This window comes from Mycobacterium sp. BMJ-28, from assembly GCF_054404835.1.
Genome location: NZ_CM136783.1, coordinates 3,094,122 through 3,107,099 on the forward strand (window position 1 = coordinate 3,094,122; position 12,978 = coordinate 3,107,099).

Below are 12,978 nucleotides of genomic sequence, written 5' to 3' on the forward strand. Positions count from 1 at the left end.
CATGCGTTATTTACTCAACCGAAGCACCCCGCTAGGCCGAGGTCGGGTTCTTCTCGTCACCGGCGCGGCCAGCGGTATCGGGGCCGCCACCGCGCGGATGGCTACCGCACGCGGCTTCCGCGTCGCCATCGCCGACATCAACCAGGCCGCAACCAATCAGCTGACAGCAGAACTCGGACCTACGACGCTCGCCGTCGGCCTCGACGTCCGTGATCCAGATCAATGGACACGCGCGCTCGCCCTCACACGGGAACAGTTCGGACAACTCGACGTGCTGATCAACAACGCCGGAATCATCCACACCGGCCACGTCCGTGACGTCACGATCGCCCAACACCAAGCGATGATCGACGTCAACTACATGGGCGCGATCACCGGCCTCAAAACCGTGCTCCCCCTCTTCAGGAACCAGGGACACGGCCACGTCATCAACGTCTGCAGCATGACATCGTTCATGCCGATGAGCGGCTACGCCACCTACGGCGCCACCAAACACGCGATGCGCTCGTTCCACCACAGCACCGCCATCGAGGAACGCGACAGCCCTGTCACATTTAGCATCATCCACCCACCCTCGGTGCAAACTCCGATGCTCGAACAGGAGATGGCAGACAAGACCTCTGCGCTCGCATTCGCAGAGAAACCGACCTCTCCCGAGGCCATCGCCCGGGCAATCCTCCGCGCGATCGACGACAAGCCCGTCGAAGTCGTCTTTCCGCCCGTCATGGGCCGCGTGCAACGCGCACTCGGCGCGCATGCGACCCTCATGAGGCGAATCATCCCGCTCGCCGAGGCGTCCGGGCTGCGACGACGCACAAAACTCCAACGAATCCGACCGTAGTGCGGGTGGCCGGGGACTATCTCTCGTTAACGGTGTCAGTGTTTGACTGAAGTGGTCCGGCGGGTTCGCTCCACCTGTTATTTGCCGTTGGTGGCCATTATCTGTAGTGCGGCCCGCCAGATGCCAAGGACCGGCCGGCGTACCTTGAGAGGAGCGTGGCATTGCCCTTAACTGGGATTTGCCCACCGACCGATCCCTGATCCCTCAATGAGAAGGAGATGGGTTCAATGATCACTCTGGGAGTCGATGTGGCGAGTCCCCGTTACTGAGTCCACCCGGAGTTAGAGCCAGGTTGTCGTGTTCGGATTCAGTTGATCTCGCAGGCCATGGCGTAGTGGTCATGGCTGCAGGCCGCAGCGTACTCGGCCGGTGTTCGGTAGCCCAGGGCCGAATGCCGGTGTCGGTGGTTGTGCTCGTCCTTGAAGTCGCCGATCACCACCCGGGCCTCGAACAAGTTGTTCCAATGGTTGCGGTTGAGGCACTCCTTCCGTAGCCGTCCATTGAACGATTCGATGTAGCCGTTGTTCCACGGGGTACCCGGCGGGATGTAGGACAGGCCGACCTTTTTGTCGCAGAACCGTTGCAGCGCTTGAGAAACCAATTCAGGACCGTTGTCCATCCGCAGCACCATCGGCGGCCCGCCGGCTACGGCGAACACCATCTCGAGCTCGGCAACGAGGCATTCGGCGGTGATCGAGCGCTCCACCAGATGCAGCAGCGATTCACGGGTGTGCTCGTCGACCATCGACGCGATCTTGATGGCCTTGCCGTCAGTGGTGGAATCGAACTGGAAGTCGATCGCCCACACCACCTTCGGGGCGTCGGCGATCACCTCCGGCGCCGAGGACACCCCGGCCCGCTTACGCGGCGAGTGGACACGGCGCTGCAGCCCCTCCTGGCACCACAGTCGGTGCACCTTCTTCACGTTGATCTCCTGGCCCTCGTCGTGCCGCAACGCCGCCCAGGCCCGCCGGAACCCGTGGCACGGGTGTTTGGTGGCGTAGGAACGCAACCAGGCCCGCAGATCAGCATCGGGATCGGCCGGTGTCGCCGCGATCGGCAGCCGGCGGTAGGTGGAACGGGCAAGCCCAACCGCTTTGCACGCCAACCGTTCCGACAAACTCAAGGTGTCCTTGAGCATGTCCACGGCGCGGCGCTTGGCGGCCGGGCTCAGAATTTTCCCTTGGCCACCTCGCGCAGGGCATCCTTCTCGAGTTCGGCCTCAGCCAACAGCCGTTTCAGTCGGCCGTTCTGCTCGCGCAGCTCCTTGAGTTCCTTGGCGGCGTCGGTGTCCATGCCGCCGTAGCCGCGGCGCCAGTTGTACAACGTCGCCGCCGACACCCCGAGCTCGGCAGCGATCTCCTCACCGGTCTTGCCCTCGGCAGCCAACTCATCAGCTCGGCGCAGCTTGCGCACGATGTCCTCCGCGGAATGCCGCTTCCGACCAGCCATGTTCTCATCGTCCCTTCCAGCCCCACATCGGGCCACAGGACTCTAAAACTGGTTGGACTCATTCACCGGGAACACGCCAGATGCGTACAAGCGCACTCCCTGCGCCAGTACGCCCCCAGCAGCGCGACCTGGTTGCCCTCCCCGGCGAACCGCATGTCCTTGAGTCGCCTAGCGGCAGTCCAAATCGGTTGTACAGAACCGCTTTCCACCACGGCCCGCCGGGCTCCACAAACGCACGCTCGGTGAGCTGGCGGTCCGCCGCACCACGACGGTTTGGGCCACACACACTGCGGCGGGCCGCCGTCTTTGCCTCCTCGTACCTCGGAGTAGCAGGCCGCCACCACGCCCTGCCCCTGCCACGCGACGAAGTTCGGTTTTCATCCGGGCCAGGCGCCGTGATGGTGGCATTGGTTGCCCCCCTTGCCTTTCGCGCGGTACATCGCCCTATCGGCGATGTCGATCAGTTGGCTGATCGCGGTATCGCTCATGTGGTCAGGCAGTGAGTCCAGCGCCGCATATACCGTACCTAGGCTGGCTGTAATGGGTATGTCTGATCCCGCGATCGCTTGGCTGATGTTCTGAAGCCGTAACACTGCCGTTGGTGACGAGACGACATCGGCGATCAGGAATTCCTCGCCGCCGCTGCGCGCGATCACGGCAGTCGGCGTGGCGGCATCCCGCAGCACGTCGGAGACCGCCAGGAGTGCCTTGTCACCGACGGAGTGCCCGTAGGTGTCGTTGAGGGACTTGAAGTGGTCGAGATCGAGGACTGCCACGGCTAGGTATCCGCCGCCTTCCTCGTGGCAACGCGCTATCAGGCTGACTACCTGCCTGCGAAACGCACGCCGATTCAGCAGTCCGGTCAGTGGGTCGAGGTCGGCATGGGTCAGGTCATCCCTTAGATTCTGCATCAGACCATGAATGGCGAGCACCACGGCGATGTTGGCCTGCACCACTAGAAACAGGTCGACCACCGCCAGCGCGACGCGTCCCTCGGATGCCATGTCGAGGGCCTGACCGAGCGCCACCGCGGCGGCAACGAAGAGAATGCTGAGCACCATCGGAGTCGAATGAAAGAATGCCACGTAGGCGCCGATAATGGTGAACGCGACACAGCCCAGCAGCGCCGCCAATGGATCTGGGTAGGTCCAGCAAACCAATGTGATCGAGACCGTGGTAACCGCGGCGAAACCAGCCGATTGCAGGCGGGAAGGCCACCGGCACAACCACAGTGCCGCGCCGGCGGCCCCGCCGCCAACAGCTAGCCACATCATCACCTGTCCCGGCCGGTCCTGCGGACCACCGATGCCGATGAGCAGGACGAGCACCGCTCCTGCCATCGACATTGAGATCACCGCGATCGAAGTACGCACAAGCGACGCCATGCCGCGCGACTCCAGGTAACTGCTGAACCACCCATAGTGATCACGCCGGTCCCGAAGCATCTCCCACCATCTCGGCCTCCCCGACTCCACCGCCTGCCGCCACACAATTCCCTTAGGCGGTGATGCGCATTTCGGTGACTTTGTCCTCGTTGACTCGGAAGGTGAAAGTGCTGGGGCCGTTGAAGCCGTCGCCGCCGACTTGTGCGATGACGACGATCTCGGCGTCATCGGTTGAGTAGAAGTGGACGACTTTCAATGTCACGGCTTTTCCGATGAACTCTGCATCGCTCCAGCGTCGGATGTCTTCGGGTCCGTGGAATTTTCGTCCCCAATCGTCGACGACTCCTCGGTATGGGGGGAAGGCGGCGAGGAACGCGTCGGTGTCACCAAGGTTGGCGGCGTCAATGAGCCTTCGAACCTCCGAGTTCAGTGTTTCGGGCATCGTTGTCTTTCGCTGTCGGGGATTGCTGGGACTTCGTGGCCGCGACGGCTCACCGGTCGTCGCGGCGGGGCCATCGGCCGCGGATGCCGTTCGGGTTGACACGTCGGCGGGTCTGGGATCGGGCGTGGGCAGCCATAGAGTGTGGCGGCCGGCTCGTCCGGCGCGTTGGATCTGGGCGCGGTCATGAAGGACGCACAGATGGCGGTAGATCGCCTCGAGGACAAGTTCTGTGGTGTGTCGATCGTTGACGCGTCGACGCAACTGTGCAGTGGTCAGTGGTCGCTGGGCGGCAATGAGTTCGGATAGCAGGGCGCACCGGAGCTCCCGGGCTGGCTGGTCACGCTTGGTCATCGCCACCGGCTATCGTCGGGGCCGTATCGGTCAGCAGCGGTAGTTCGGCGACGGCGGCGTTGTCGGTCGAGAGGGCTTGGGCGAGTTGCAGGGCGCTGACGCCGTGGCGGTTCTCGATGGACGGGTCGGCTTGATGCGCGATGAGGGTTTCGGCGATCGTCGAACCGTCGTGGTGGTGGTAGATCGCCAGCCATAAGGGTGTGTTTCCCCATTCGTCGGGGCTATTGACCTGCGAACCGGTCTTGAGCAGAGCCGCCACGGCATGTTCGGCGGCGTGGTGTATGGCGCGATGGAGACGTGTGCGGCCACGGTCGTCGGGGGATTCGATGTCGTCGGTGTCGCCGTCGAGGAGCAGTCGCAGCTGCCCGGAATGGCGCCCGTCTGTGGTGGGTCCGCTTGGGTGGCTGGCGCTCTTGCCGTTCTCGGGGTCGGGGACAGCAGCCACCGCTGCGGACTGATCGAGGGTGTTCACGTCGACTCCGTGCTGGGGTTTGGTTCTTGGGGAGCGTCAGGTGTGTCGGGAGGGCCAGCGCCGGCACCATGGTTGGGGTTGGTGCAGATGGTTCCATCGCACGGCACGTAGGACCCGTCACCGTTGGGGTTGGGAATGGCGTTGGGGCCGATATAAGAACCCGCCGGACAGCCGGGGTCTTCATGCCGTGCGCAGTACTCCGGCGACGATTCGTTGCCGGTGGAACCGTCAGCTCCCGGCGCTGTGGTGGTTGGCGGTGGGAGTGGGGCCGGTGCAGGTGCCGTGCTGGTCGAGGTGCTGACGGTGACCGTGGTGGTGGGCGGTGGACCGTTGGTGTGGCTGCAGGCCGGGGCTCCCGCGCAGACGGCGGCAGCCAACAGTGTGGCGAGGTGGAACTTCATTGATGCCTTCTCCTATGCGGCGGCTCTCGTGCTGCGGGCAGCGCCGCCCGCCGCCGCGAGGTTGGGATTAGTGGTCGGTGTGAGCTCGATACAGCGTGGTACCGAGGCGCTCAGGTGATCCATCCCGTGAGTCCGCCGCGTGTTGGACGCGGTGGGATCGCCGAATCATCGTGTCTGCTGCGGCCACGGCGATGAGGATGGCCAGGGCCAAGCCGCCGACCATGAGGCGGTCGGTGAGAGGCGCGACGCCAGCGAGCACCGCGAGGGTGAGCAGGCCGCCGAGGTGGGTGTAGGCGATCTTCTGGTAGACGACGTGTTTGTAGATCAGGCTGCCGAGCAGGTAGATCGCGGGGCCGCCTACCACGACGCCGATGACGGGCGGGGTCATGTCGGCGGCTGGCTCGGCCAGGACGAGATCGTTGGCCACGGCACTGACGATGATGCCGCCGATGAGGATGACGTGGACGTAGTGGAACTTGGCCCCGATGCGTCCGGGATCATCGGCTTGGCTGATGACGGCGCTGCCGTCGGCACTGCTGGTGCCGAAGTAGATCCACCACGCGGCGATCACACCGAGGAAGTTCACGGCGACGGCGATGAGGACCGGGGCGCTCCACTGGGGTTGATCGGACAATTGCGCCCCGGTGGTGAGGATCGTTTCCCCGAACGCGACGATCACGAACAGCTGGCAGCGTTCCGCCAGGTGGGCGCCGTCGATGGTCCATTCCCGGGTGGATGATTTGCCCAACACGGGGAACGCGAATCCGATCATCGGTGATAGGTATTCCACCAATACCGCTGCTACCCATAGCGATAACCGGACCCAGTCCTCGGTGAGGGCGCCGCTGATCCACAGACCCGCCGACACCAGCAGCCAGGCAAGCATGCGGGTGAAGTTCGGGGTCAGTTGGTGGTGTCTGCCCACCCGGAGGAGGACGAACACGGTCCGACCCACCTGCAATGCCACGTATGCGGCGGCGAACACCAGCGCGTGTTTGTCGAAGGCGTGCGGGATCGCTGCGGCCATCACCAGCGCGACAGCCATCAAGCAGAACAGCATGGAGCGGATCGCCGGTGTGTCGGGATCGAACCAGTTCGTCACCCAGCACGTGTATTGCCAACCCAGCCACACCGCGAACCACAACACCAATGTGTGCACGGCGTTGAGGGCTGTGAGGTCGTGCAGCAGTGTGTGACTGAGTTGAGTGACGGCGAAGACGTACACCAGGTCGAAGAACAACTCGACCGTGGTGACCTCGGCGCGATCACTGCGGTCACGCAGCGAGGAACTCCTGGGCCGCGACGTCATCATCACCATCCCCTGGTGGTGTCGACGACAACGCACCCCTCGCAGCGTTGGTCGAACTGTTTGCGTTGTTGGTCATCGTTAGCGGGTGGTATAGCCGCCGTTGGCGAGGATGGTCTGTCCGGTGATCCACCATCCGTCGCTGACGAGGAACCGCACCAGCGGCACGATGTCCTTCGGGTCGGTGAGCCCGGTTTCGGTGAACTTCGACAGGTCGGCAGCGTTCTGGTTGTACTCCGCGGATTCCTTGGATTCTTGGCCGTAGAAGAACGGCGTCTCCATCGGGCCGGGTGCCACCGCGTTGACCGAGATCCCGCGTTTCCCAAACTCTTTGGACGCCGCCCGGGTGAAGTGCTCGACCGGTGCTTTCGACCCGGCGTAGATCGAATACAGGCCGGTGTAGGCCGACAGCAGCGAGGTCACCAGCGTGACCAGCTTCCCTCGTTCTGATAGGTGCTCCCCCGCCTGCTGAATGAAGAACAAGGCAGTCTTGGAGTTGATCGCGAAGATCTTGTCGTAATCCTCTTCGGTGATCTCCGGCAGTGGCTTCTTGATGACCATGCCGGTGGTGTTGATGGCTATGTCGATCGACCCCATCGCGCTGTGTGCTTCGGCGAACAACGTGCTCACCGCCGCTGCACCGGTGAGATCTGCCTGCAGCAGATGCGCGCTCGCGCCGGCCTCTTCGATGGCCGAGGCGGTTTCCTCGGCGGCCGCGCGCGTGGATTCGCTGTTGTAATGCACGGCAACAGCGCGTGCGCCCTGTGCTGCGAGGTCACGCGAAATCAGCCCGCCCAGGTTCTTCGCCCCGCCCGCTATCAGGATGCTCTTGCCAGTGATGGTGTTGTCGGTCATCGTTTCTCTTCCGTCGATTTGCCGTGGGGACGATATCGTGGCGCAATATCCGGATACCTCCGAAAAATCGGTGGCTTTCGAAAAGCACACAGCAAGGCGGTCAGGTGCAGGTCTGGGACGGGCAACGCGAGCGCACCGACCGTGCCGTCGTCGCCGAGCGAGGTCTGCGTCTTCAGGGCCTGGACTTCCGCTTCGTCGCCGAAACGGTAACTGCACCCACCGATTGGTGCTTCCAAGAGCCGCACCACGTATTCGTCGTCCATCGGCGCGGCAATCTCACCTCCATGGAGATCGAGTTCCAGAGCGGCCCGTCAGGTCGGTGTCTTCCCCGCGTCGGTGACGTGTGGGTCATTCCCGCCGAACATCGCTACGCGGCCCTGGCCCAAGGCGCCATGGTCGGCTTCTGTGAAATCGTCGTGCCCACATCGCTTTTCGGCGACAGCGGGCTGGCGCCACGGGTGGGTTACCACGACACATTGCTGCACCGCCTGGTGGAACGTCTCGCCGGTCAGAGTCAGCAGGACGGCGCCGCGGCCACCCTGTTTCGTCAGTCACTGGCCCAGACAGTGCAGTTGCACATCGCCGAGCACTACCCCGCCCAGCCCAGACCCACACGCCCCGAAGGCGTCGAACGCCACCTCGATCAGCGCGCCCAGCAGGTCGTCATCGACTACCTGCATTCCGAGCTGGACAGCCGCATCGATCTTGACGAACTCGCAGCCACGGTCAGTATGACGGCCAGCAGTTTCCTGTCCGCGTTCTCAGCGGCTTTCGCGACAACGCCACACCAGTACCTGATCGAACAACGCATCGAGCGGGCAAAGTCCCTTCTGTCGGCGACCACGGCCAGCATCACCGAGATCAGCGCCACCGTCGGCTTCTCCACCCCGAGCCACTTCGCCACTACCTTCAAACAGCGTGTCGGCGTCACTCCCACGGTTTACCGAACCAACAGTTGACCGAACCGCTTCATAGACCCGGGTTGAGCCCCCACGGGCATCCGGAACTGCTGGCTCTCGCGGACCCGGATGGGGTTCGGTGGCGCCGTCTGCGGTGACGTATCCCAGACCGGCGGTGATGGCCAGAAGGTGGTCACAGACCGCGTCGGCGTCGCGGGCGGCGGCGCCCAACACCATGGGTCGTTCCGCTGCTTTCGGTCATCCGCAGACCCACTCGCCCTGCAGTTGCCGTATCGGCGCACGTCCTTGGAGGAGCCTTGGGCAGCGGTGGCCGCTTAGCCGGATCGATGGTACCGGTCCTGCGCTGTGTCCGGCACGACCCCGGCTGGTTCGTCAATGCCTGATATCTGTTGCGGGGAAACGCCTTTGATCTCGGCGAGGAAGTGGCGCAGCCGGGGTTCGGCGTCGTGGCCGGGGTAGCAGTCCAGCCAGGTGGCTGCGGTGGCCACCAGCTCGGCACCGAGTGGGATGTAGTTTCGCACCATGGCGGCGAGTAGGGCGTCGATCGCGGCAAACGTCTCGCTGATACCGAGGGCGATGTAGATGGGATCGGCCGTTCCTCAGTATCCACACCCTGTTAGATCCCAACCGGCACAACCGGTTCCCTACCCATCTTGAATAACTGAGCGAATAGCAATTCCGCTACTTCGAATAGCGCATATTGCCAGTATCAGACACCTTGGGCTGAGCACCGTTACCGCCGAGCAGATCGCCGAGGCACAGTCCATCGCGCCGATCGTGTGCGTGCAGAATTTCTACAACCTCGCTCACCGGGCCGACGATCAGCTCATCGATTCCCTCGCCGCACAGGGCATCGCATATGTGCCCTACTTTCCACTCGGCGGCTTCTCCCCCGCTGCACTCCGACGAACTGGGATCGGTCGCCACCCGCCTCGACGCCACACCGATCGCGGTCGCGCTGGCGTGGCTGCTGCGGCGCTCACCCAACATTCTGCTGATCCCGCGGACCTCATCTGTCGCGCACCTACGCGACAACGTCACCCGCGCCGCGCTGGCCCTGTCCGAGAACGATATGACCGCGTCGAACAGTATCGCCTCGTGAGTACGACTACGGCCATTATCCCGACTCCTGCGACCGGGTGGATCGACCTGGACCATCAAACAGCCTGTAGTACAACCGGATCCCAGTGGCACCCGACCTCCACCCCGGCGCATCACAAGATCCAATTGTTGCGATGTCGGGACATTGACCGGCCGCTGCTCGTGCGAGGTGTGCGCGTGCTTCTGGCAGTCGATGAGGGCCGTTCGGGATCCGCCTGACCATCGGCTCACCTCGCTCGGTCTGCTGACGACGGGCCATGGCAGCCCGCGTACCGTTCCTCATTGTTGACGACGGTTGAAAACCTGGCCAGTCGCGCGGTGGTCAGTATTCAGTCGCCGTCGACACCCAACTCCGGCGGAACGTTTCACCGTGCCAGTCAGACCGGCACTCCGGGCGTCCCGGCCGTCCACGGAAGTCGTTCTCCGTCGCGATTCGCTTGAGAGCTCGTACATTTCAGTATCCGCGTGGCGCTTACCAAGGCTCTATGGGCAGGTGCCGACGGTGCGCCAAGGCTGAGTTTCGCCCAACTCGTACGCCAAGTGCAACAGTCGCGCTTCGTGACCCTTTGCGGCCGACAACAGGGTGCCGATTGGGGTGCCGGCGGCGGACTGTCCGGTGGGCAGCGACAGAGATGGCTCGCCTGCGACGTTTTGGAATGGTGTGTAGGCAGCCCATGAGGTGAGCCGCGTGGACTGAGTTTCGAAATCATTCATCGGATCCAGTTCCCCGACTGGCAATGGAGCCTTTGCCAGCGTCGGTGACAGGAGGACGTCGTACCTCTGGTAGAAGCGTTGGGAGAACCGCCCGGCCATGGACAGCCGTGCGAGCACTGCGGGCGTCCTGGTGAGACTCGCCGCACCGCGACGGGCGAGTCCGTGGGTAAGGGCGTCGAGCTTTGAGCTGTCGAATGATGGTCCGAAGCGGCGTCTGCCCTGCCGTACGAGTACGAATGCCGCCAGCGAATAGTAGGCGAAGAAGTCCTCGGCGAACGAATCTGGCACGGGCACTACGTCGATGGGTTCGACGTAGTGCCCGAGGTGTTCGAGAACCGCGGCCACTCGCAAGGTTTCGTCGCGCACTTCGGGCGTGCAGTCGGTGAGCACCGACTTTGTCGCGACTGCGACCCTCAACCGGCGATTGTCCGGGCCGGTGACGTCGCCGATCGGCCTGAGCGACGGGGCCGGGCAGTGCTTCTCCATCTCACGGTAGAAGGCTGAGGTGTCGCGTACCGTGCGGGTGAGAATGCCGTTGCACGCGATGCGAATGGGAATGCGTCTGAGGGTGGTGTCCAGAGGTAGTCGGCCACGTGAGGGCTTGAGCCCGATGAGGCCGGTGCAGGAGGCGGGGATTCTGATGGAGCCGCCGCCGTCGACTGCGTGCGCGAACGGGACTGCGCCACTGGCCACCAAGGCGGCTGCTCCCGAGGAGGATCCGCCGGGGGTGAAGTCGGTGTTCCACGGGTTGCGCACCGGGCCGAGACGAGGGTGTTCGGCGGCGGCGCTGAATGCGAATTCGGAGATTCGGGTCATACCCAGTGGAATGACGCCCAGCGACCGAAACTGTTCGACGAAGGCCCCGTCCTGAGTGGCGGGGCGCGGATCCCAGGCATCGGCGCCCTGAGTGGTGGGCATCCCGGCGACCTGCACCATGTCTTTGATGAACGTGGGAACTCCGCTGAAGAAGCCTCCCGATGAAGCGCCGGCAATGGAAAGGTGTTGGCCTTCGTAGGCTTTGAAGGCGATCGCGTTGAGGTGCTGGTCGACGGTCTCGCATCGGGCGATCGTGGCACCCAGCACCTCACCTCGTGAAACTTCACCGGCGGCAATAGCCTCGGCCACGCCGACGGCATCCTTGACGCCGAGCGCGTCATCGGTGAACGCATTGATCACAGTCATGAGCGGTGTCCGCTGAGTTCGGGGGGAACCGGTCGGTGGCCTTGGCCTACCGGCGGACGACGTGGCCGCCGCCGTGGGACTCAGTCGAGAGCGGCAACGGCGAGCACCTCCACAGCGGATCCGTAGTGCAACTCCTTGGCAGCGGCCACCGCTCGGGTGGGCCGGGCGGAGCCGAGCCAAGCTTGGTAGAGCTCGTCAAATGCCGGCCAGTTGCCGATGTCTGTGACGTAGACCGTGACCGAAATCAGTTGCTCGCGGCGGGTTCCCGCGGCCACCAGACAGGCGTCGAGGTTGTCCAGTGCCTGTCTTGCCTGAATCTCGAACGGTTCGCCGGCCAGGATAGTGCCGTCGGCTGTCAGGGGGAGCTGGCCGGAGATGTAGGCGACGCCACGGTGGGTGGCTATATGTGAATAGTGACCTGCCGGCGGTGGCAGCGCCGGGCTGTTGAACGTAGCGAGGGCGCCGTTCAGCACCCCGCGGGGGCTGACATTCTCGGTTGTTGTGCTGCTCACTGTGCTCGTTCCGTCGCGATCACGTCGGTGACGATAGGTTGCCAGCGGCGGTCACCGTGCTCGCTCGCCGCGACGCGTCCGAAGGTCACGTCCGAGAAGTGTATTCCGAATCCAAAAGTGTTCTCCTGGCCGAGCCGCTGGAGAACTGCGTGCCGGCTCTGCGTGCCTCGCTCGGAGTCGACGTCCGGGCGAGCCGACCAATTCGGGTGCTCGATCTGCACTGGCGAATGAAACAGATCGCCGAAAGCGATGAGGCGTTGTCCATTCGAGGCAATCTCGTAGACCGCGTGTCCGGCCGAGTGGCCCGGCGCGGACAGCAGCGTGATCCCGGGAAAGAACTCGCTGCCGTCGGCGGTGAGTTCGAGTCGAGGCTGCAGTGCCGCCATCGTCACGTCCAGGGGGCCGTACTCCTCGCACGTCCCGTGGTTCCATTCGGCGGCGGTCATCACCACGCGGGCGCGGGTGAACGGTGGGTGCCCCGTTCTGGGATCAGGAGCGCAGACCCATCCGACGTGATCGAGATGCAGGTGGGTGAATGCCAGCACGTCGATTTGCGCAGGTGTTACGCCGACCGCTGCCAGACTGTCGAGCAAGGAACCGCCTGTGAGAGAACCGAATAGCGGGGTGGCGGGGTCGGCCGGTGCCTGGAGCGGTCCGACGCCGGCATCGATCAGCGCGGTGCCCTCGGGCGTTTCGACGAGCAGGCCGCCCGTCCCCACTCGAAGGTAGCCATCTTCGTCGAGATATTGGGGATTGTCTGCCCAATATTCGGTGGAACTATTCGGCAACCACAATGTGGGATTGAGCTGCGTCCACCCGTCGAATATGTAGGTGACCCGGATATCGCCGATGTGAACTGACCGTGACTGCGGCGCACTGTGCAGGCGTTCCTGATCGGGGACAACGTCTTCGAGAACGGTCATAAATATCTCGCTCATTTCTCCAGAGTGGTTCTGCTACAACGTGTCTCGTCACAATATCCTGACGACACCGTGACGCGCGGGACTTGACTTGCGCCGAGAACCTGGACACCAGGCAACCATG

Annotated in this window: 16 protein-coding genes and 2 pseudogenes; 6 read left to right on the forward strand and 12 right to left on the reverse strand. The window is 63.8% G+C overall.

Annotation, left to right across the window (positions count from 1 at the left end):
- The first annotated feature begins 1 nt into the window (after position 1).
- Complete coding sequence (locus ACXPWS_RS15410; protein ID WP_458713246.1) at positions 2 to 841, forward strand: SDR family oxidoreductase; 840 nt, start codon at positions 2 to 4, stop codon at positions 839 to 841.
- A gap of 307 nt (positions 842 to 1,148) precedes the next feature.
- On the opposite strand, the gene ACXPWS_RS15415 is transcribed toward ACXPWS_RS15410, so the two are convergent.
- The 3 genes from ACXPWS_RS15415 to ACXPWS_RS15425 form a co-directional block, all read right to left on the reverse strand.
- Positions 1,149 to 2,293 (reverse strand): IS3 family transposase gene (locus ACXPWS_RS15415; protein WP_458711422.1). Its coding sequence is split into 2 segments (ribosomal slippage): positions 1,149 to 2,026 and positions 2,026 to 2,293, totalling 1,146 coding nucleotides; the frame shifts between segments, so codons are not numbered across the junction.
- A gap of 377 nt (positions 2,294 to 2,670) precedes the next feature.
- Positions 2,671 to 3,678: a GGDEF domain-containing protein gene (locus ACXPWS_RS15420; RefSeq protein ID WP_458713247.1), complete on the reverse strand. Its 1,008-nt coding sequence runs from the start codon at positions 3,676 to 3,678 to the stop codon at positions 2,671 to 2,673.
- A gap of 112 nt (positions 3,679 to 3,790) precedes the next feature.
- The gene (locus ACXPWS_RS15425; RefSeq protein WP_458713248.1) at positions 3,791 to 4,120 is read right to left on the reverse strand and encodes a nuclear transport factor 2-like protein; all 330 of its coding nucleotides are present in this window, start codon (positions 4,118 to 4,120) and stop codon (positions 3,791 to 3,793) included.
- A 141-nt stretch (positions 4,121 to 4,261) separates the two neighbouring features.
- Here ACXPWS_RS15425 and ACXPWS_RS15430 point away from each other — a divergent pair, with 141 nt between their 5' ends.
- Complete coding sequence (locus tag ACXPWS_RS15430) at positions 4,262 to 4,426, forward strand: hypothetical protein (RefSeq protein WP_458713249.1); 165 nt, start codon at positions 4,262 to 4,264, stop codon at positions 4,424 to 4,426.
- A 31-nt stretch (positions 4,427 to 4,457) separates the two neighbouring features.
- Here ACXPWS_RS15430 and ACXPWS_RS15435 read toward each other — a convergent pair whose 3' ends face one another.
- Together ACXPWS_RS15435 and ACXPWS_RS15440 are read right to left on the reverse strand one after the other, a co-directional pair.
- Entirely contained in the window at positions 4,458 to 4,943 is a 486-nt protein-coding gene (locus ACXPWS_RS15435; RefSeq protein WP_458713250.1) for an ankyrin repeat domain-containing protein, read from the reverse strand.
- Positions 4,940 to 5,179, reverse strand: a pseudogene (locus ACXPWS_RS15440) (hypothetical protein); the annotation flags it as partial. The gene ACXPWS_RS15435 and the pseudogene ACXPWS_RS15440, both read right to left, overlap by 4 nt.
- On the opposite strand from ACXPWS_RS15440, the gene ACXPWS_RS15445 reads away from it, so the two are divergent.
- The gene (locus ACXPWS_RS15445; protein ID WP_458713795.1) at positions 5,163 to 5,462 is read left to right on the forward strand and encodes a hypothetical protein; all 300 of its coding nucleotides are present in this window, start codon (positions 5,163 to 5,165) and stop codon (positions 5,460 to 5,462) included. The pseudogene ACXPWS_RS15440 and the gene ACXPWS_RS15445 overlap by 17 nt on opposite strands.
- Here ACXPWS_RS15445 and ACXPWS_RS15450 read toward each other — a convergent pair.
- The 3 genes from ACXPWS_RS15450 to ACXPWS_RS15460 form a co-directional block, all read right to left on the reverse strand.
- The gene (locus ACXPWS_RS15450) at positions 5,412 to 6,653 is read right to left on the reverse strand and encodes a low temperature requirement protein A (RefSeq protein ID WP_458713251.1); all 1,242 of its coding nucleotides are present in this window, start codon (positions 6,651 to 6,653) and stop codon (positions 5,412 to 5,414) included. The two genes, ACXPWS_RS15445 and ACXPWS_RS15450, sit on opposite strands and share 51 nt — an antisense overlap.
- Before the next feature lie 78 nt (positions 6,654 to 6,731).
- Positions 6,732 to 7,505, reverse strand: coding sequence for an SDR family oxidoreductase (locus ACXPWS_RS15455; protein ID WP_458713252.1), 774 nt, complete (start codon positions 7,503 to 7,505; stop codon positions 6,732 to 6,734).
- Positions 7,502 to 7,768: a hypothetical protein gene (locus ACXPWS_RS15460; protein WP_458713253.1), complete on the reverse strand. Its 267-nt coding sequence runs from the start codon at positions 7,766 to 7,768 to the stop codon at positions 7,502 to 7,504. The genes ACXPWS_RS15455 and ACXPWS_RS15460 overlap by 4 nt, the downstream gene beginning before the upstream one ends.
- 21 nt (positions 7,769 to 7,789) lie before the next feature.
- Between ACXPWS_RS15460 and ACXPWS_RS15465 the strand changes: the two genes are divergently transcribed.
- Positions 7,790 to 8,464 (forward strand): helix-turn-helix transcriptional regulator, encoded by a 675-nt coding sequence (locus ACXPWS_RS15465; protein WP_458713254.1) that lies wholly within the window; start codon positions 7,790 to 7,792, stop codon positions 8,462 to 8,464.
- A gap of 275 nt (positions 8,465 to 8,739) precedes the next feature.
- Here the strand turns inward: ACXPWS_RS15465 and ACXPWS_RS15470 are convergent, their stop codons facing one another.
- The gene (locus ACXPWS_RS15470) at positions 8,740 to 8,949 is read right to left on the reverse strand and encodes a hypothetical protein (protein WP_458713255.1); all 210 of its coding nucleotides are present in this window, start codon (positions 8,947 to 8,949) and stop codon (positions 8,740 to 8,742) included.
- A 241-nt stretch (positions 8,950 to 9,190) separates the two neighbouring features.
- On the opposite strand from ACXPWS_RS15470, the pseudogene ACXPWS_RS15475 reads away from it, so the two are divergent.
- Together ACXPWS_RS15475 and ACXPWS_RS15480 are read left to right on the forward strand one after the other, a co-directional pair.
- Positions 9,191 to 9,259, forward strand: a pseudogene (locus ACXPWS_RS15475) (hypothetical protein); the annotation flags it as partial.
- Between the two features lie 25 nt (positions 9,260 to 9,284).
- Positions 9,285 to 9,527, forward strand: a complete 243-nt coding sequence (locus ACXPWS_RS15480; RefSeq protein WP_458713256.1) for an aldo/keto reductase — start codon at positions 9,285 to 9,287, stop codon at positions 9,525 to 9,527.
- A gap of 482 nt (positions 9,528 to 10,009) precedes the next feature.
- Here the strand turns inward: ACXPWS_RS15480 and ACXPWS_RS15485 are convergent, their stop codons facing one another.
- From ACXPWS_RS15485 to ACXPWS_RS15495, 3 genes are all read right to left on the reverse strand, one after another.
- A complete protein-coding gene (locus ACXPWS_RS15485) occupies positions 10,010 to 11,422 on the reverse strand; it encodes an amidase (RefSeq protein WP_458713257.1) in 1,413 nt (470 codons plus the stop codon).
- Between the two features lie 80 nt (positions 11,423 to 11,502).
- A complete protein-coding gene (locus ACXPWS_RS15490) occupies positions 11,503 to 11,934 on the reverse strand; it encodes a RidA family protein (RefSeq protein ID WP_458713258.1) in 432 nt (143 codons plus the stop codon).
- A complete protein-coding gene (locus ACXPWS_RS15495; protein WP_458713259.1) occupies positions 11,931 to 12,872 on the reverse strand; it encodes an MBL fold metallo-hydrolase in 942 nt (313 codons plus the stop codon). The genes ACXPWS_RS15490 and ACXPWS_RS15495 overlap by 4 nt, the downstream gene beginning before the upstream one ends.
- Positions 12,873 to 12,978: the final 106 nt, after the last annotated feature.